Origin of the sequence: Streptomyces rubellomurinus, from assembly GCF_000961885.1 — a bacterium.
Classification (GTDB): Bacteria; Actinomycetota; Actinomycetes; order Streptomycetales; family Streptomycetaceae; genus Kitasatospora; species Kitasatospora rubellomurina.
In genome coordinates this window covers 70085-86856 of sequence record NZ_JZKH01000029.1, presented here as the reverse complement: position 1 = coordinate 86856, position 16772 = coordinate 70085, and the positions used below count along the sequence as shown (strand labels likewise).

General features: G+C 73.1%; 17 protein-coding genes. 6 read left to right on the top strand and 11 right to left on the bottom strand.

What is annotated here, in order from left to right:
* Positions 1-179: 179 nt before the first annotated feature.
* From VM95_RS16380 to VM95_RS16370, 3 genes are all read left to right on the top strand, one after another.
* Complete coding sequence (locus tag VM95_RS16380; RefSeq protein ID WP_045697264.1) at positions 180-1277, top strand: ABC transporter ATP-binding protein; 1098 nt, start codon at positions 180-182, stop codon at positions 1275-1277.
* 163 nt (positions 1278-1440) lie between these two features.
* The gene (locus VM95_RS16375; RefSeq protein ID WP_045697262.1) at positions 1441-1887 is read left to right on the top strand and encodes a hypothetical protein; all 447 of its coding nucleotides are present in this window, start codon (positions 1441-1443) and stop codon (positions 1885-1887) included.
* 101 nt (positions 1888-1988) lie between these two features.
* The gene (locus VM95_RS16370; RefSeq protein ID WP_078859994.1) at positions 1989-2798 is read left to right on the top strand and encodes a nucleotidyltransferase family protein; all 810 of its coding nucleotides are present in this window, start codon (positions 1989-1991) and stop codon (positions 2796-2798) included.
* 108 nt (positions 2799-2906) lie between these two features.
* On the opposite strand, the gene VM95_RS45215 is transcribed toward VM95_RS16370, so the two are convergent.
* The 7 genes from VM95_RS45215 to VM95_RS16335 all read right to left on the bottom strand — a co-directional run bounded on the left by VM95_RS45215 (position 2907) and on the right by VM95_RS16335 (position 9997).
* Complete coding sequence (locus VM95_RS45215; protein WP_052707401.1) at positions 2907-4622, bottom strand: DoxX family membrane protein; 1716 nt, start codon at positions 4620-4622, stop codon at positions 2907-2909.
* Positions 4623-4806: 184 nt separating this feature from the next.
* Entirely contained in the window at positions 4807-5799 is a 993-nt protein-coding gene (rlmB, locus tag VM95_RS16360) for a 23S rRNA (guanosine(2251)-2'-O)-methyltransferase RlmB (protein WP_045697260.1), read from the bottom strand.
* 137 nt (positions 5800-5936) lie between these two features.
* Positions 5937-7331: a cysteine--tRNA ligase gene (cysS, locus tag VM95_RS16355; RefSeq protein ID WP_045697258.1), complete on the bottom strand. Its 1395-nt coding sequence runs from the start codon at positions 7329-7331 to the stop codon at positions 5937-5939.
* 95 nt (positions 7332-7426) lie between these two features.
* Positions 7427-7822, bottom strand: coding sequence for a PPOX class F420-dependent oxidoreductase (locus VM95_RS16350; protein ID WP_045697256.1), 396 nt, complete (start codon positions 7820-7822; stop codon positions 7427-7429).
* Positions 7823-8000: 178 nt separating this feature from the next.
* Positions 8001-8492, bottom strand: a complete 492-nt coding sequence (gene ispF, locus VM95_RS16345) for a 2-C-methyl-D-erythritol 2,4-cyclodiphosphate synthase (protein WP_045697253.1) — start codon at positions 8490-8492, stop codon at positions 8001-8003.
* Positions 8482-9237 carry a 2-C-methyl-D-erythritol 4-phosphate cytidylyltransferase gene (ispD, locus tag VM95_RS16340; RefSeq protein WP_045697251.1) on the bottom strand — a complete coding sequence of 252 codons (756 nt, stop codon included), beginning with the start codon at positions 9235-9237 and terminating at the stop codon, positions 8482-8484. Before ispD ends, ispF begins: the two co-directional genes overlap by 11 nt.
* Positions 9238-9514: 277 nt before the next feature.
* A complete protein-coding gene (locus VM95_RS16335) occupies positions 9515-9997 on the bottom strand; it encodes a CarD family transcriptional regulator (RefSeq protein WP_030244332.1) in 483 nt (160 codons plus the stop codon).
* A gap of 443 nt (positions 9998-10440) precedes the next feature.
* Between VM95_RS16335 and VM95_RS16330 the strand changes: the two genes are divergently transcribed.
* Positions 10441-11172, top strand: coding sequence for a hypothetical protein (locus tag VM95_RS16330; RefSeq protein ID WP_052707400.1), 732 nt, complete (start codon positions 10441-10443; stop codon positions 11170-11172).
* A gap of 146 nt (positions 11173-11318) precedes the next feature.
* On the opposite strand, the gene phoP is transcribed toward VM95_RS16330, so the two are convergent.
* The gene (gene phoP, locus VM95_RS16325) at positions 11319-12014 is read right to left on the bottom strand and encodes a two-component system response regulator PhoP (protein WP_031069385.1); all 696 of its coding nucleotides are present in this window, start codon (positions 12012-12014) and stop codon (positions 11319-11321) included.
* Between the two features lie 2 nt (positions 12015-12016).
* Entirely contained in the window at positions 12017-13462 is a 1446-nt protein-coding gene (locus VM95_RS16320; protein WP_244178801.1) for a sensor histidine kinase, read from the bottom strand.
* Positions 13463-13769: 307 nt separating this feature from the next.
* Between VM95_RS16320 and phoU the strand changes: the two genes are divergently transcribed.
* Positions 13770-14459, top strand: coding sequence for a phosphate signaling complex protein PhoU (gene phoU, locus VM95_RS16315; RefSeq protein ID WP_045697241.1), 690 nt, complete (start codon positions 13770-13772; stop codon positions 14457-14459).
* Between the two features lie 234 nt (positions 14460-14693).
* A complete protein-coding gene (locus tag VM95_RS16310; RefSeq protein WP_045697239.1) occupies positions 14694-14873 on the top strand; it encodes a hypothetical protein in 180 nt (59 codons plus the stop codon).
* Positions 14874-15001: 128 nt separating this feature from the next.
* Here VM95_RS16310 and VM95_RS16305 read toward each other — a convergent pair whose 3' ends face one another.
* Both VM95_RS16305 and VM95_RS16300 read right to left on the bottom strand, forming a co-directional pair.
* The gene (locus VM95_RS16305) at positions 15002-15598 is read right to left on the bottom strand and encodes a lytic polysaccharide monooxygenase auxiliary activity family 9 protein (RefSeq protein ID WP_045697237.1); all 597 of its coding nucleotides are present in this window, start codon (positions 15596-15598) and stop codon (positions 15002-15004) included.
* Positions 15599-15914: 316 nt separating this feature from the next.
* Positions 15915-16673 (bottom strand): phosphoglyceromutase, encoded by a 759-nt coding sequence (locus VM95_RS16300; protein WP_045697235.1) that lies wholly within the window; start codon positions 16671-16673, stop codon positions 15915-15917.
* Positions 16674-16772: the final 99 nt, after the last annotated feature.

Sequence of the window (16772 nt, the reverse complement as noted above, 5' to 3'; positions counted from 1 at the left end):
GATGGAACCGATGCGGAATCGGGGCGGGCGGGGGGCTGACAAGCGGCGGGGGCGCGGGTAGCGTCGCGGGGAGTCGGTTCGTGTAGTGGTTCAGACCAGTGACGGACCGGCGGCGAAAGACGACACCCCTTTACTCGGATCGTCCGGCACGTTCCTGCCGGTGAAGGAGACAACGACCCATGGCTTCTGTCACGTACGACAAGGCGACCCGCGTCTACCCCGGGGCGGACAAGCCCTCGGTGGACTCGCTGGACCTGGACATCGCGGACGGCGAGTTCCTCGTCCTGGTCGGCCCGTCCGGCTGCGGCAAGTCGACCAGCCTGCGGATGCTGGCCGGTCTGGAGGACGTCAACAGCGGCGCGATCCGCATCGGCGACCGGGACGTCACCCACCTGCCGCCGAAGGACCGGGACATCGCGATGGTGTTCCAGAACTACGCGCTGTACCCGCACATGACCGTCGCCGAGAACATGGGCTTCGCGCTCAAGATCGCCGGCGTGAACAAAGCGGACATCCGCACCAAGGTCGAGGAGGCTGCGAAGATCCTCAACCTGACCGAGTACCTGGACCGCAAGCCGAAGGCGCTGTCCGGCGGTCAGCGCCAGCGCGTCGCGATGGGCCGCGCGATCGTCCGCGAGCCGCAGGTCTTCCTGATGGACGAGCCGCTGTCGAACCTGGACGCCAAGCTCCGCGTCTCGACCCGTACCCAGATCGCCGGCCTGCAGCGCCGCCTGGGCATCACCACGGTGTACGTCACCCACGACCAGACCGAGGCGCTCACCATGGGCGACCGGGTCGCGGTGCTCAAGGACGGCCTGCTGCAGCAGGTCGACACCCCGCGCAACATGTACGACAAGCCCGCCAACGTGTTCGTGGCCGGCTTCATCGGCTCGCCGGCGATGAACCTGGTCGAGGTGCCGCTGGTGGACGGCGGCGTGAAGTTCGGCGGCTCGGTGGTCAACATCTCGCGCGAGAACCTGGCCGGCGCCGGCTCGGACAAGACGGTGATCGTCGGTGTCCGCCCGGAGCACTTCCAGATCGTGCCGGCCGGCGGCATCGAGGGCGTCGCGGTGACCGTGAACGTGGTCGAGGAGCTCGGCTCGGACGGCTTCGTGTACGGCACCACGCAGCTCGGCGGCGAGGACAAGGAGCTGGTCGTCCGCGTGCCGGGCCGCCAGATCCCGGCCCGTGGCGAGACCGTCCACGTCGTGCCGATCGCGCAGGAGACCCACGTCTTCGCCACCAGCACCGGCGAGCGCCTGAGCGTCTGCGACTGACCTGACGGTGGTTCCGACGGAGCCCGCCCGGCCCTCCCCGGTCGGGCGGGCTCCGTCCGTACACCCCCGTGTCAACACGGTGCAGGGACGAAACCGGACACCGTGTCACTCGTTGGTGTAACGGAGGGCGAACCGGCCCCTACCCACCGCTACGCTCCTGAGCGTGAAGCAGCTTGTGCGCCGAATCGGCCAGACCGTCGCCCTGACCCTGCCGGTCGTCCTGGTGACGACCGGCACCCTCGCCGTGACCCGGGTCCCGTGGGCCCCGCCGACCGGGCTCGATCAGCAGGTCGTGGCGGCGTCCAGCGGCGACGGCGCCGGGATCGGCCGTTCCGCGGGGGCCACCGCCAAGTCCCCGGACGGGCTCGCCCCGCAGGAGTCGCTGCGGGTGGCGCTGCTGGACGAGCTCCGTGCGAAGAACCCGTCCGCCGCGCTGGACCTGCTGGAGCGCTCGATGCGCGAGCAGCCCGCGCTGACGCCGTACTGCACCTCGCTGGCCACGGAGTTGGGCAAGGCGGCGGTGCGCAAGTACCAGGGCGACGTGCAGCGGGCCCGCTCCTTCGCGCGTCCGGTCTGCGACGGCGCGTTCGCGGCCGGCGTCGTCGGCTGAGGCACGGGTCCGGCAGCGCGGCACCACGGCAGCGCGGCAACTCCGCGCCGCCCAGCGCCGGTTGAGGCGCGCACCCGCCCGGCGCGGCTTATCGTTCAGCCATGACCGCTGACTCCGGCCCCACCGCCGCTCCCGCGCCCCCGCCGCACCCGCAGGCCGCGCCGCCGCACCCGACCCGGCCGACCACGACGCCCGTCACCCAGGCCGTGATCCTGGCCGGCGGCCAGGGCTCCCGGCTGCGGCCCTACACGGACGACCGCCCGAAGCCGCTGGTCGAGATCCCGGGGACGGGCACGCCGATCCTGGGCCACCAGCTGGCCTGGCTGGCCTCCGAGGGCGTCACCGACGCCGTGGTCTCCTGCGGGCACCTCGCCGACGTGCTGGAGGAGTGGCTCGACAAGGCGGACCTCCCGCTGCGGGTGCGCACGGTGATCGAGGCCGAACCGCTCGGGCGCGGCGGCGGGCTGAAGTACGCGGCGAAGGCGCTGCCCCGCCCGGACGAGCCCTGGTACGCCACCAACGGCGACATCTGGACCCGCTTCAGCCTGCGCGACATGGCCGCCTTCCACCACGAGCGGGACGCCGTCGCGACGCTCGCGCTGGCCCGGCCGCGGATCCCGTGGGGCGCCGTGGAGACCGACCAGTTCGGCAACGTGCTGGACTTCATCGAGGCGCCGCCCTCGCCGTTCCTGATCAACGCGGGCCTGTACGTGTTCAGCCCGGAGTTCGCCGAGCTGCTGCCGGACGTCGGCGACCACGAGCGCACCACCTTCCCGCAACTCGCCCGCAGCAAGCGGCTGGCGGGCTACCAGCTGCCGCAGGGCGTGTACTGGCGCGCGATCGACACCGCCAAGGACCTCACCGAGGCGGCCAAGGAGCTCGCCTCCGGCGCCGGCCGGGCCCCGCAGTGAGCCGCGAGCACTGACCCGCGAACAGCGGGCACTGACCCACGAACAGCGAACAGCGATCGGCCGGGTGCTCCCCCACGGAGCACCCGGCCGATCGCCGTCACGGGAGGGTCAGGTCGCGGTCGGCGCCCCCGGGTGGGAGGACCGGTCGCCGCCCGCCAGCTCGGCCAGCGGGCCGCTGCCGAGGACCCCGCCGAGCAGCCCCGGCCCGGAGCTCGGGCTCTGCTTGGGCGTCGTCCCCGAGCCGCCGGGGGGCGGGGTGCTGCGCTGCTGGGCGGGCGCGGAACCGGCCGGGGCGCCGGCGGGCGCGGCCGGGGCCGGGGCGGTGCCGGCGCCGCCGTCCGGCTTGCCGGAGTGCTTGCCGCTCGGCGTGGCACCGGTGGGCTTGGCGGACGGCGCGGTGGACGGCGCCGTCGCGCTGGGCGCCGGGGTGGTCGGGCGCGGGGCGGCGGGCGAGGGCGAGGTGGACGGGCCCTGGCCGGGGGCGCCGGAGGGGCCGCCGGCCGGCCACACCGGGGTGCCGAAGTCGGTGGCGGGCCGGGCCGGCGCCTGGTGCGGCCGGGCACCGGTGCGGACGGCCGCGCCGAGCATCGAGCCGAGCAGCAGGGTCAGGCCGACGACCACCGTGGTGACCACCGCGCCGCGGCGCAGCACCCGGCGGCGCAGGGCGCCCGGCGCGTCCGCGCCGTACCGCCGCCAGGCCTCCAGGTTGAGCCGCCCGTCCAGGGAGGCGAACGGCGCGCCGGCGATGAGCAGCGGGCTCCAGGCCGCCAGGAAGATCAGGTCGGGCGTGTCGTAGACGGGCACGGCCCGCCAGCTGACGGTGAACAGCAGCGCGGCGGAGAGCAGCATCGCCGCCCCGGCCGCGAGCCGCTGCCAGAGGCCGAGGATGGTGAGCACGCCGACCACGATCTCGGTGAACGACACCACCAGGCCGGCGCCCACCGGGTGCGCCATGGCGAAGGCCAGCAGCGGTTCGGCGACCTTCCACGGGTGCAGCGAGGAGAGCCAGCGCATCATCGAGCCGCGCTCGCCGCCGTCGAAGTACACCGGGTCGCAGAGCTTGCTGAAGCCGGCGTAGACGGAGAGCGAGCCGAGGACGGCGCGCAGCGGCAGCAGCACCAGGCCGAGGTCGACCCGGCGGCCGGGGTACCAGGGCTGCTTGCCCTCGGCGTCGGCGGCGGAGACCTCGGGCAGTTCGCCGCTGGGGGTCCAGCCGTGCGGTTCGCCGATCGGGCCGACGCCGGCGTCGGTGGCGGTGCCGGCGCCCGCGCGGGGCTGGCGCGGGACGGTCCGGGCACCCGCCAGGGAGGGGAGCACCTGGGTGTCCGCCTCGTCCTGGGTGCCGGGGCCGCTGAGCCGGACGGCGTCCAGCAGCTGGGTGGCCGCGAGGTCCCCGGGGGGCGCCTGACCGGTCCAGGTGACGGCGGTGACCCGGCCCTTGCGGCGCGGTGCGCCGCCGACCCCGGCCCCACCAGCCCCACCGACCCCGGCCCCACCGACCCCCGACCCGCCGACCCCGGCCCCGGCGAGCGCCGGGACGGCGGAGGCGGGGACGACGACCTGCGGGGTGACCAGCGGACGGCGGATCAGGCCCTGGTTCGCGTACGGGTCGCCGAAGGCGGCGCCGGTGGAGAGCAGGCCGGCCGGGGCGTCGATGATCGGCGCCACGGGGGCGCCGAGCCGGAGCCGGAAGCTCGCCTGGGTGCTGCTGAGGCGCGCGGGGTCCGAGTCCACCTTGACGGTGTTGAGGCCGGGGCCCGCGCCCGCGTCTATCCCGGTGCTGCCACCGCCGAGCAGGGGGCGCCGAGGTGTTCTGGTGTCCACGCCCGTCTAACCGGGTGACGGCCGCTTAGGACACTCTCCCGGGTGGATGTGCGGCGCACACTTGAAGTGATCATGAAAAAAGTGATCGGACCCGGTCGGGCCCGATCACTTCTCACCCGAAATGCGGGCAATTCAGCAGACCGGCTGCGGGCGAGCACCTACCTGTGCTCGCCCTTCGACGGCCTCAGCGCTTGGCGCGCAGCCGCGCGGCCTCGTACAGCACGATGCCCGCCGCGACACCGGCGTTCAGCGACTCGGTCAGGCCGGACATCGGGATCTTCACCCGCATGTCGCAGGTCTCCGACACCAGCCGGGACAGGCCCTTGCCCTCGCTGCCCGCGACGATCACGACCGGGCCGGTCAGCAGCTCCAGGTCGCCCAGCTCGGCCTCGCCGTCCGCCGCCAGGCCGACCACCATGAGGCCGGCCTTCTGGTAGGCCTCCAGGGTGCGGGTCATGTTGGTGGCCCGGGCGACGGGCAGCCGGGCCGCGGCGCCGGAGGAGGTCTTCCAGGCGCCCGCGGTCATCCCGGCCGCACGGCGCTCGGGGATGACCACGCCGTGCGCGCCGAAGGCGGCGGCGGAGCGGACCACGGCGCCCAGGTTGCGCGAGTCGGTGACGCCGTCCAGGGCGATGATCAGCGGGTCCTGGCCCGCGTCGGCGGCCTCGGCCAGCAGGTCCTCGGGGTGCGCGTACTCGTACGGCGGCACCTGCAGCACCAGGCCCTGGTGGTTCATCCCGCCGGTCATCTGGTCCAGCTGGGCGCGGGGCGCCTCCATCAGCGGGATGCCGCGGTCGTTGGCGGCCTGGAAGGCGTCGCGGACCCGGTCGTCGGTGTCGATGAACTGCTGGACGTACAGCGCGTTGGCCGGCACGTCGCCCTGCAGCGCCTCGACCACCGAGTTGCGGCCGAAGACCAGCTCGGCGCTGCCCGCGCCGCCGCGGCCGCCCCGGCCGCCGGCCCCGGCCCGGCGCATGCCGGCCCGCGACTTGGCGTCGCGCTCGCGCTTGAGCGCGGCGTTGGCGGCGCGCTGCTTGGGGTGGCCCTTGCGCTCCTCACCGGGCGGGGTCGGGCCCTTGCCCTGGAGCGCCTTCCGGCTGTGCCCGCCGGTACCGACAGACGCACCCTTCTTGGATCCGGGGTTGCGGCGGTTCCTGCGTGCACTGTTGCCGGCCATGGCTGTACTTCCTGTCTGTTCGGCATGCCCGGCCGCCCCCGCTCTCTCCGGCGGCGGCCGACGGCATGCGCTACGTCATGCGGGAGGGCCGCACCGGTCCGGTACGGCCCACCCATCACCCCGATCGTCAGATGGGGTTACTGGTTGTTGATCGTCCAGCGCGGGCCGGACGGGGTGTCCTCGATCACCAGCCCGGCCAGGCCGAGCTGGTCGCGGATGGCGTCCGCGGTGGCGAAGTCCTTGCGCTCGCGCGCCGCCTGCCGCTGGTCCAGGACCAGGCGGACGAGCGAGTCGACCACGCCGTGGAGGTCCTCGCCGCGCTCCGTCCCGGCCCAGTGCGGGTCGAGCGGGTCGAGTCCCAGTACACCGAGCATCGCACGGACCTCGGCCAGACGCGCCACCACGCTCTCCTTGTCGTCCGCGTTCAGGGCGCTGTTGCCCTGGCGGACGGCGGTGTGCACGACGGCCAGCGCCTGCGGGACGCCGAAGTCGTCGTCCATCGCCTCGGCGAAGGCCGGCGGCACCTCGGGCGCCGCGTCGACCGTGCCGCAGCGCTCGACGGCGCGCTGGATGAAGCCCTCGATCCGGCCGAAGCCGGCCTCGGCCTCGCGCAGCGACTCCTCGCTGTACTCGATCATCGAGCGGTAGTGCGGGGAGCCCAGGTAGTAGCGGAGCACGATCGGGCGCCAGCGCCGGACCATCTCGGAGACCAGCACCGAGTTGCCCAGCGACTTGCTCATCTTCTCGCCGGCCATGGTGACCCAGGCGTTGTGCGCCCAGAAGTTGGCGAAGCCGTCGCCGTAGGCCTTGGACTGGGCGATCTCGTTCTCGTGGTGCGGGAAGATCAGGTCCAGCCCGCCGCCGTGGATGTCGAAGGCGCTGCCCAGGTACTTGTGGGCCATCGCCGAGCACTCCAGGTGCCAGCCCGGACGGCCGCGGCCCCACGGGGTCTCCCAGCTCGGCTCGCCCGGCTTGGCGGTCTTCCACATCGCGAAGTCGCGGTGGTCGCGCTTGCCGGTCTCGCCCTCGCCGCTCGGCTGGCGCAGGTCGTCCAGCTTCTGGTTGGAGAGCGCGAGGTAGTCGGGGTAGGACTTCACGTCGAAGTAGACGTTGCCGTCCGCCTCGTAGGCGTGGCCCTTCTCGATCAGCCCGCGCATCATCTCGATCATCTCGGGGACGTGCCCGGTGGCGCGCGGCTCGACGGTCGGCGGCAGGCAGCCCAGCGCGTCGTAACCGTCGTTGAAGGCGCGCTCGTTCGCGTAGCCGACCTGCCACCACGGCGTGCCGAGCTCGCGCTCCTTGGCGATGATCTTGTCGTCGATGTCGGTGACGTTCCGGACGAAGGTCACCTGGTAGCCGCGGTAGGCGAACCACCGCTGCATGATGTCGAAGTTGAGCCCGGACCGGATGTGCCCGATGTGAGGCGCCGACTGAACGGTAGCGCCGCACAGGTAGATCGAGACACAACCCGGTACAAGCGGGACGAAGTCGCGTACCTGGCGGGTGCTGGTGTCGTACAGACGAATGCTCACAGCGTCAAGCGTAGTGGGCGGCGGGGGGTGCCCCGCCACTTTCCCCGGGGACGGCAGGCCGCGCCCCCGGGGAATCGGCGCATCGGCGCGGGCCCTCAGATGCCGCCGACCACCTTGCTCGGGGTGAGCCGGACCACCACCCGGACGTCGTCCGGGCCGTCCCACGTGTAGGTGTCCACGCCGCGGTACTTGGCGGCGAGCTCGTCGATCAGCTCGCGGCCGCCCTCCCTGGTCAGCGTCACCGCGCCGCGCGCCTCCAGGTACTCGTACGGGCTGTCCGCCGGGTTGACCAGCAGCGTGATCCGCGGGTCCTTCACCATGTTGAGGTGCTTGCGGCGGCCCTCGACTGTCGAGAACAGGATGTCCTCGCCGTCCCGCTTCACCCAGACCACCGAGGACTGCGGACTGCCGTCCGGCTGGATCGTGGAGACCACGGCAAAGCTCTTGCCGTCGATCAACGCCTTGGCACGGTCGGAGAGTTGCGCGCTCATGGGAACCTCTTCTCGTCGGCGGCGATACGGCCCGGGCTGAGCTCCGCGCGGGCCCGGGCCGAACACTACCGACCCGGGGGCCGTCACCTCAGGTGAACACTCGTGTGCCGCGGGTTTGTTCCCGCGGGACCGGCACCGGCACCGGCGGTTCCCCCGCCGGCTCCCGCTGCGGCGGCCGTCAACGCCGTTCGTACACCAGGGCGGTGGCGATCGCGGCCAGCCCCTCGGCCCGACCGGTCAGCCCCAGGCCGTCGGTGGTGGTGCCGGAGACCGACACCGGCGCCCCGGCCGCCGCGGACAGCGCGGCCTGCGCCTCGGCCCGCCGCTTGCCGATCTTCGGCCGGACGCCGATCACCTGGACCGAGACGTTGCCGATCTCGAAGCCGGCCGCGCGGACCAGCCGGGCCGCCTCGGCGAGCAGCGTCACCCCGGAGGCGCCGGCCCACTCGGGCCGGTCGGTGCCGAAGTGGGCGCCCAGGTCGCCGATCCCGGCGGCCGAGAACAGCGCGTCGCAGGCGGCGTGCGCGGCGACGTCGGCGTCCGAGTGCCCGGCGAGCCCGAACTCGGCGTCCGGCCAGTCCAGTCCGGCCACCCGGAGCGGGCGGCCGGCCTCGAAGGCGTGCACGTCGGTGCCGATGCCCACGCGGGGAACGATCGGATCAGTAGGCATCGGCGGCCCTCCGGCGGGCGAGTACGGCCTCGGCGAGCACGAGGTCCAGCGGGCGGGTGACCTTGAACGCCTCCTCGTGGCCGGGCACCACGACGACCTGGCCGCCGTAGCGCTCCACCAGGCCGGCGTCGTCCGTGACGGGCGGCGCGTCGGCGGCGCCGGCGGCCTCCTCGGCCAGCGCCTTGGCGTGCACCTCGACCAGGGCGGCCCGGTCGAAGCCCTGCGGGGTCTGCACCGCGCGCAGGGTGGCGCGTTCGGGCGTGTCGAGCACCGGCTCGGGGCGGCCCGGGTTCGGCTCGACCCGCTTCACGGTGTCGGCCAGCGGCACCGCCGGCACCACCGCGACGGCCCCGGCCCGGACGGCGGCCGCGACGGCGTCCACCACCTCGACCGGGACGAGCGGGCGGGCCGCGTCGTGCACCAGGACGATCTCGACGTCCTCGGGGATCGCGGCCAGGCCCAGCCGGACGGACTCCTGGCGGGTCGCGCCGCCGGCCACCACCCGGATGTCCTTGCCGTCCAGCCCGTGGCTGTCCAGCAGGGCGACCACCTCGGCCACCCCGTCCGCGGGCGCGGCCACCACGACCAGGCCGACCGCCCGGCTGCGCGCCAGCGCCCGGACGGCGTGCACCAGGAGCGGCACGCCGCCGAGCTCCCGGAGGGCCTTCGGGGCGCCGGGCCCCAGCCGCTCACCGCGTCCCGCGGCCGGCACCACTGCTGCTGCGACTGCTGCTGAGGCGTTCAGGTTTCACTCCTTCGGCGAAGTGGGTATGGCCTTGGCGTGCCCGGCGGGCGCCGGACCCCTTCCGAAGAGCCACGGTCCAACCGCCCGCCGCACAGCTCCGCAGAAACGGTCCTGCGGGCCAGCACCGGCCCGGGCGGGAGGCGTCGTCCGGACACGCCTCAGCGCCCGAAGTGCCACTGCACCACTCCCGGACGGTTCGTCCGAGGAGCGGCGCGCCGGCACCGGGCGCTGTGAGCGGTGTGGGCGACAGCCCGACTGCACTGCGGCTACGCGCGCACTACGAGGCGAGCACCTCGTCGAGCAGCGTCTCCGCCTTGTCCTCGTTGGTGTTCTCCGCCAGCGCGAGCTCGCTGACGAGGATCTGGCGCGCCTTCGCGAGCATGCGCTTCTCGCCGGCCGAGAGGCCGCGCTCGCGCTCGCGGCGCCACAGGTCGCGCACGACCTCGGCGACCTTGATGACGTCGCCCGAGGCGAGCTTCTCCAGGTTCGCCTTGTAGCGACGGGACCAGTTGGTCGGCTCTTCGGTGTACGGTGCGCGAAGCACCTCGAAGACCCGGTCCAGACCCTCCTGGCCGACCACATCGCGCACGCCGACGAACTCCGCGTTCTCGGCGGGCACGCGGAGCGTCAGGTCTCCCTGCTGCACCTTGAGCACCAGGTAGGTCTTGTCCACACCTTTGATCTGGCGAATTTCGATGGCCTCGATCAGCGCGGCCCCGTGATGGGGGTAGACCACCGTGTCGCCAACCTTGAACGTCATGTGACAGGACCCCTTCCGTGGCTTTCCAGAATAACACGCCCCGGGCCCGGCCCGAAGGGCGTTTTCGCAGGTCAGGGCGGGTCTCGGGGCTTGACAAGGACCCCCATGACGTGCTGCGACCGGTGTTCGAGAACGGCTTCCCGCAGGTCGGAGGCGGTTCCGGTGCTCGACGAAACCTTGCGCAACACCCCCGGAACCATGATTGGATCTTGAGTTTTCGTCGCCGTTCGGGTCGCATCCGCACCGTTATTCGATCTGCATCGAAGCGTGTCCTGCCCGTGATGCGGACCGACGCCGGAGCGGCCCGCCCGGGATGCGGCCGGACGGCCCCCTGCGGACCCCGGGAGTGCGACACGGGGACCTCCCCGTGAAGAGCGCATAAGTGAGGTCGATAATCTGAGACCTGACCTGTCGACACGTGACCTTTAGGAGAAGCCGCCGCCGTGAGCCGCAGCCTTCGACGCGGCAGCATCGCCGCCATCGCCGCCATCGCCATCGCCTCCCTGTCGTCCTGCGCCGCCGGCAACACGCCGGACACGCTGCAGATCAAGCCGGACAACGCGGCTGCGACGATCGGCACGAGCCTCCGACTGAACAACATCGTGATCGTCACCCCGGTGAAGTCCGCGGGTGACTACACCGGCCCCGCCAACGTGGTCGTGAACATCTCGAACACGGGCAGCAACACGGTCCAGCTCAAGTCCGTCACCGTCGGCAACGGTGGCACCGCGGCCTTCACCGACGCCGCGGGCGCCCCGCTGGCCTCCGTCCCCGTCCCCGCGGGCGGCGCGGTGGCGATCGGCGGCCAGGGCAACCCGGCCGCCACCGTCGCCTCGGCCTCCGTCAAGATCGGCGGCTTCGCCAAGACCACCTTCACGCTGCAGGAGGTCGACAAGGACAACAACGCGGTCGGCGCCCCGCAGACCGTCACCGCCGACGCCGGCGTGAGCTCGGACTCGGACGTCAAGAACAAGGACATCTACAACGGCTACGGTCCGACCGTCGCCCCGTCCACCACGGCCCCCGCCAAGGCCGCCTCGCCGTCCGCGAGCGCCCCGGCCACCCCGGGCGCCGGCGCCACCACCCCGGCCGCGCCGGGCACCACCGCCACCCCGGGCGCCGGTGCCACCACCGTCGCGGGCACCCCGGTCGGCACCACGCCGACCGCGCACTGACGCCGACCCCGGCGGGCCCGCTCCGGGCCCGCCGGGGTCAACGGGGAAGGCCCCCGCCGACTGTCGGCGGGGGCCTTTCGCAGATGACCGGGTACCGGCCGTACGGGCCGTACGGGCTGTACGGGCTGTACGGGCCGTAGGGCCGTTTACGGCTCGAACTTGTAGCCGAGGCCGCGGACCGTGACCAGGTAGCGCGGCGCGCCCGGGTCCGGCTCGATCTTGGCCCGCAGGCGCTTCACGTGGACGTCAAGGGTCTTGGTGTCGCCGACGTAGTCCGCGCCCCAGACCCGGTCGATCAGCTGCATCCGGGTGAGCACCCGGCCCGCGTTGCGCAGCAGCATCTCCAGCAGGTCGAACTCCTTGAGCGGCAGGTCGACCTTGGCGCCGTCCACCGTCACCACGTGGCGGTCGACGTCCATCCGGACCGGGCCCGCCTCCAGGGCGCCCGGGCCGCCGCCGTTGTCGCCGGCCCCGCCGTCCTCGCCGCGGCGGCGCAGCACCGCGCGGATGCGGGCGACCAGCTCGCGGGTCGAGTAGGGCTTGGTGACGTAGTCGTCCGCACCTATCTCCAGCCCGACGACCTTGTCGATCTCGCTGTCCTTCGCGGTCACCATGATCACCGGCACGTTGGAGCGCACCCGGAGCTGGCGGCAGACCTCGGTGCCGGGCAGGCCCGGCAGCATCAGGTCGAGCAGGACGAGGTCGGCACCGTTGCGTTCGAACTGCTCCAGCGCGTCGGGGCCGGTGGCGGCCACGGCCACCTCGAAGCCCTCCTTGCGGAGCATGTACGAGAGGGCGTCGCTGAACGACTCCTCGTCCTCGACCACCAGTACTCGGGTCACGATCAGGCCTCCGGGGCAAGCTGGGTTGTGTCTGACAGGGGCCGCTCCCCGGTGGGGAGCGAACGGGCCGTACCGTGCGAACGGTCCGTGGTGAGGGTTCGGGGGGCCTCGGCCGGCTCGGCCGTCCCGGCCGCGGGCACGGCGAGGTGGTCGGGCTCGTCGGCGAGGTCGGCGAGGTCGTCGAGGTCGTCGAGGTCGTCCAGGTCTTCGACGTCGTCCAGGTCGTCGCCGGCTGCCGGCGCCTGTCCGGCGGGCAGGCGGATGGTGAAGGTGGACCCCTGGCCCTCGACGCTCCACACCGAGACCGTGCCGCCGTGCGAGGCGGCGACGTGCTTGACGATGGACAGGCCGAGGCCGGTGCCGCCGGTCTGCCGGGAGCGGGCCGGGTCGACCCGGTAGAAGCGCTCGAAGACCCGCTCGCGGTCCTTCTCCGAGATGCCGATGCCCTGGTCGGTCACCGAGATCTCGATCAGCTCGCCGTCCGCCTCGCCGAGCGCCGCGGCGCTGGAGATCCGGCGGGTGGCGATGGCCACCCGGGTGCGCGGGGGGCTGTAGTTGACGGCGTTCTCCACCAGGTTGCCGAGCGCGGCGGCCAGCTGGCCGCGGTTGCCGTGCAGGTAGAGGCCAGCGACGCCGCCGGCCGAGATCAGGATCTGCTTGGCGGCGGCCTGCTGGCGGCAGCGGTCGATCGCCTCGGCGATCAGCTCGTCCACCGCGACCGGCTCCGGGTCGACCATCAGCCGGTCGTCCTGGACCCGGGAGAGGTCGATGATCTCCTGCACCAGGCTGGCCAGCCGGGTCGCCTCGATCTGCATCCGGCCGGCGAAGCGCTGCACCGCCTCCGGGTCGTCGGACGCGTCGGCGACCGCCTCGGAGAGCAGCGACAGGGCGCCCACCGGGGTCTTCAGCTCGTGGCTGACGTTGGCCACGAAGTCCCGGCGGACGGCCTCCACCCGGCGGCGGTCGGTCTGGTCCTCGACCAGCACCAGCACCAGCCGCGAGCCCAGCGGGGCGACCCGGACGGAGACCGCGAGCGGCTCGGCCGCGCGGGCCGCGCCGGGGCGGGGCACCTCCAGCTCGACCTGGCGGATCTCGCCGTCCCGGCGGGTGGCGCGGGCCAGCGCGAGCATCTGGTCGACGGCGACCGCGCCGCCGCGCACCAGGCCCATCGCGTACGCGGCCGAGCTGGCCTTGACCACCTCGTCGGCCTCGCCCAGCACGATCGCGCAGGAGCGGAGCACGGAGAGCACCGTGTCGACACCCGGCGGGAGCGGGGGCTCGGCCCCGGTGGCCAGCGGCTGGTGCCGGCCGTAATGCTTGCCGCCGGTGCCGCTGTTCCTGCCCCGGGCTTGTTCGCGCTCGCTCCAGCGGAAGGCGATGGAGGCGGTGAGGCCGACACCGAGCCCGGCTATGGCGCAGGCAGCGGCGGCGGCCACGTTCACGTCCATGTGGCCAGCGTAAGCGCACGGCCAGGGCACTCCCCAGGACCCTGATCAAGGCATCGGCCATGCGTTGCCGAGAATTCACCTTCACGTGGCCGCTGATTCACCGTACCGGCCGTGCTCCTTCGCCCGGGCGGCCGACAGTTGGCCATGCAGCCCGTGTGGGTGAGATCGGTGCGCCGAACCGGGGGCACCGTCTCGGGGGTGCGCGTACCATTCGCGCACACCAGCAGCGGTTGCCCGGACACCGGAACGATGGTCGGACGGGCTGACCGGTCGGCACCGCCACCGACACAGCTACTGAGGAGAGAGCATGCGCGACGCGTACCACGAGGAACTCGATGCGATCGGCGACAGCCTGGTCGAGATGACCCGCCTGGTCGGCTCGGCGCTGGGCCGGGCCACCACCGCACTCCTCGACGCGGACCTGGCTCTGGCGGAGAGCGTGATCGCCGCCGACGAGAAGATCAACGACCTGCACCACGAGCTGGAGAACCGCGCGATCGACCTGCTCGCGCGCCAGCAGCCGGTCGCCACCGACCTGCGCATCGTCGTCACCTCGCTGCGGATGAGCGCCGACCTGGAGCGCTGCGGCGACCTCGCCCGGCACGTCGCCAAGGTCGCCAGAATGCGCTACCCCGAGACGGCGGTGCCCGGTGACCTGCACTCCACCGTCCTGGAGATGGGCCAGCTCGCCCAGCGCCTGGTGGCCAAGGCGGGCCTGGTCATCGCGACCAAGGACGTCGACAAGGCGCTGGAGATGGAGCAGGACGACGACCGGATCGACGCCCTGCACCGCGAGCTGCTGTCGCACCTGATCGACGAGCGCTGGCACCACGGCATCGAGACCGCCGTCGACCTCACCCTGGTCGGCCGCTACTACGAGCGCTTCGCGGACCACGCGGTGTCCGTGGCCAAGCGCGTGGTGTACCTGGTGACCGGTGAGCACGTGGCCGAGTTCATCGCCTCGGCGGAGGCCGCGGAGGTCGCACCGGCCGAGTGAACGGCCGGATGAACGGCCGGATGAACGGCCGGGTGACCACGGGTGGGCGCTCCGCAAGTGGGGACGCTCACCCCGCTCACCCCCAGGGGTGAGTAAACCTGCGGCGGGGGTGGTGTGGGCGCACGAAATCCGTACGCCCCGCCACTGCGCGCCCATTGACGCTCCCTCCGAACGGCGGCTTCACTCGAAACCGCAGGCACCGACGTGTGCCCGTGATGAGGAGGGAACAGCTCGATGAAGGCCCACCCGACCCGCACCGCACCGGCCCACGACACCGTCGAGCCGCCCGTCCCGAACCTGCTCCCCGTCCTCGCCGCCGGCTGCGGCTGCGGCCCCGGCTGCGGCTGCGGCTGCCAGTCCGGCGCGCCCTGCCAGTGCGGCGGCGCGGACGGCGGCTGCTGCGGCGGCCACTGACCGCCGCCGACCGCGTACGCGCGAAGCTGCCCGGCCGTCCTGGGAGACGGCCGGGCACCCCGCGTTTCCGGGCCGGGGCCTCAGAGCCGCACGTCCCTGGAACCGCACGTCGCTAGAACCGCCCGTCCCTAGAACCGCACGTCGCTGCAGGAGTAGAAGGCGTTCCCGGTGTCGGCGATCGTCCAGACCGCGACGACCACCTGGTGGCCGGTGCGCCCGCCCGGGACGGTCGCGGTGTGGCTGAGCGTGCCGGGCACCTGGCGGCCGCCGTACGGGACGGTCAGGAACGGCGTCAGGTCCAGGTCGGCCCGGGTGACCGGCCGGCTCGCGTCGTAGCCCTGCTTGGTCAGGTAGTACTTGAAGTCCGTGGTGGCGTGCCGGGCGGTGAAGTTCCAGGTGAAGGTGAGCCGTTGGCCCGCCGTCACCGCCGTGGTCGGCCAGTCGCCGCCGTGCGGGTCGTCCAGCTCGGCGAACCGCGCGTTGCCGCCGGCGCAGATGGTGCCGTCCGCGGGCCCGAGGCTCGGGAAGCCCTTGGGGCCCTCGACGCTCTGCGGCTCCCACTGGATGTCGCCGCAGTCCCAGGGGACGCCGTTGACGTGCTCGTCGCAGAGCGCGGCACGGCTCGGCGGCGTGGTGATGTACCCGTGGGCCTGCGCGGGAAAGGCGAGGGCGATCGGGACGGCCAGCGCGGCGACGGCCGCCCCGACGAGATGACGTGTGCGCATGGTGCTCCTCCGTGGGGGTGGATGGAGTGTGCGCCGGGCGGCGGACGCGCGCGCGTGGGGGTGCGGCGGCCCGGGGCAGGGGAACCCTTGGCATGCTTGCGCCAGCCCGGTGCCCTCACGGTAGGAGCCCCACCCACCGCCGTCAATGGTCTGAACCATTTTGGCCGCACCCCGGCCCGGCCACCCCAACTCGCCCACCGCACCGGCCGGTTGACTCACCCGCCGACACCGCGACAACGACGAGGGCCCCGCCCCCGGCGAACCGGACGGCGGGGCCCCGAAGGCGTCGGGCCAATGGCGGGCCCTGATGCTGGCCCTACTTCTTGCCCTGGTTCTTGACCGCCTCGATGGCGGCCGCGGCGGCGTCCGGGTCGAGGTAGCGGCCGCCCGCGGTGACGGGCTTGAAGTCGGCGTCCAGCTCGTAGACGAGCGGGATGCCGGTCGGGATGTTGAGGCCGGCGATGGCCTCGTCGGAGATGCCGTCGAGGTGCTTGACCAGCGCGCGCAGGCTGTTGCCGTGGGCGGTGACCAGGACGGTCCGGCCGCCGGCGAGGTCCGGGACGATGGCGTCGTACCAGTACGGGAGCATCCGCTCGACGACGTCCTTGAGGCACTCGGTGCGCGGGCGCAGCTCGCTCGGGATCTCGGCGTAGCGGGCGTCACCGGCCTGCGAGTACTCGTTGTCGTCGGCCAGCACCGGCGGCGGGGTGTCGTAGGAGCGGCGCCAGAGCTGGAACTGCTCCTCGCCGAACTCGGCCAGGGTCTGGGCCTTGTCCTTGCCCTGGAGGGCGCCGTAGTGGCGCTCGTTCAGGCGCCAGCTGCGGGAGACCGGGATCCAGTGGCGGTCGGCCTTGTCCAGCGCGATCTGCGAGGTGCGGATGGCGCGGCGCAGCAGCGAGGTGTGCACCACGTCGGGCAGCAGGCCCTCGGCGGCCAGGAGCTCGCCGCCGCGGGCGGCCTCCTTCTCACCCTTCTCGTTGAGGTCGACGTCGACCCAACCGGTGAACAGGTTCTTCTGGTTCCACTGGCTCTCGCCGTGGCGGAGCAGGATGAGTCGGTACGTCGTGTCAGCCATGCGGCCCAGCTTAGTGGAGGGCGGAAAAACCCCTGGGCCGATCACCGGGCTGACGAGTAATGTGTGCACGGCATATCTGCCACTTACATGCGTCGGCCG

Bases quoted from the DNA above. Each gene is read 5' to 3' on its own strand.
- VM95_RS16350 (WP_045697256.1), bottom strand. From the start codon at position 7,822: ATGAGCGCGCAACTCTCCGACCGTGCCAAGGCGTTGATCGACGGCAAG.
- VM95_RS16320 (WP_244178801.1), bottom strand. From the start codon at position 13,462: ATGGACGTGAACGTGGCCGCCGCCGCTGCCTGCGCCATAGCCGGGCTC.
- phoU (WP_045697241.1), top strand. From the start codon at position 13,770: ATGCGCGACGCGTACCACGAGGAACTCGATGCGATCGGCGACAGCCTG.
- VM95_RS16305 (WP_045697237.1), bottom strand. From the start codon at position 15,598: ATGCGCACACGTCATCTCGTCGGGGCGGCCGTCGCCGCGCTGGCCGTC.
- ispF (WP_045697253.1), bottom strand. From the start codon at position 8,492: ATGCCTACTGATCCGATCGTTCCCCGCGTGGGCATCGGCACCGACGTG.
- rlmB (WP_045697260.1), bottom strand. From the start codon at position 5,799: ATGGCCGGCAACAGTGCACGCAGGAACCGCCGCAACCCCGGATCCAAG.
- VM95_RS16335 (WP_030244332.1), bottom strand. From the start codon at position 9,997: ATGACGTTCAAGGTTGGCGACACGGTGGTCTACCCCCATCACGGGGCC.
- VM95_RS16310 (WP_045697239.1), top strand. From the start codon at position 14,694: ATGAAGGCCCACCCGACCCGCACCGCACCGGCCCACGACACCGTCGAG.
- VM95_RS16300 (WP_045697235.1), bottom strand. From the start codon at position 16,673: ATGGCTGACACGACGTACCGACTCATCCTGCTCCGCCACGGCGAGAGC.
- VM95_RS16370 (WP_078859994.1), top strand. From the start codon at position 1,989: ATGACCGCTGACTCCGGCCCCACCGCCGCTCCCGCGCCCCCGCCGCAC.
- VM95_RS16380 (WP_045697264.1), top strand. From the start codon at position 180: ATGGCTTCTGTCACGTACGACAAGGCGACCCGCGTCTACCCCGGGGCG.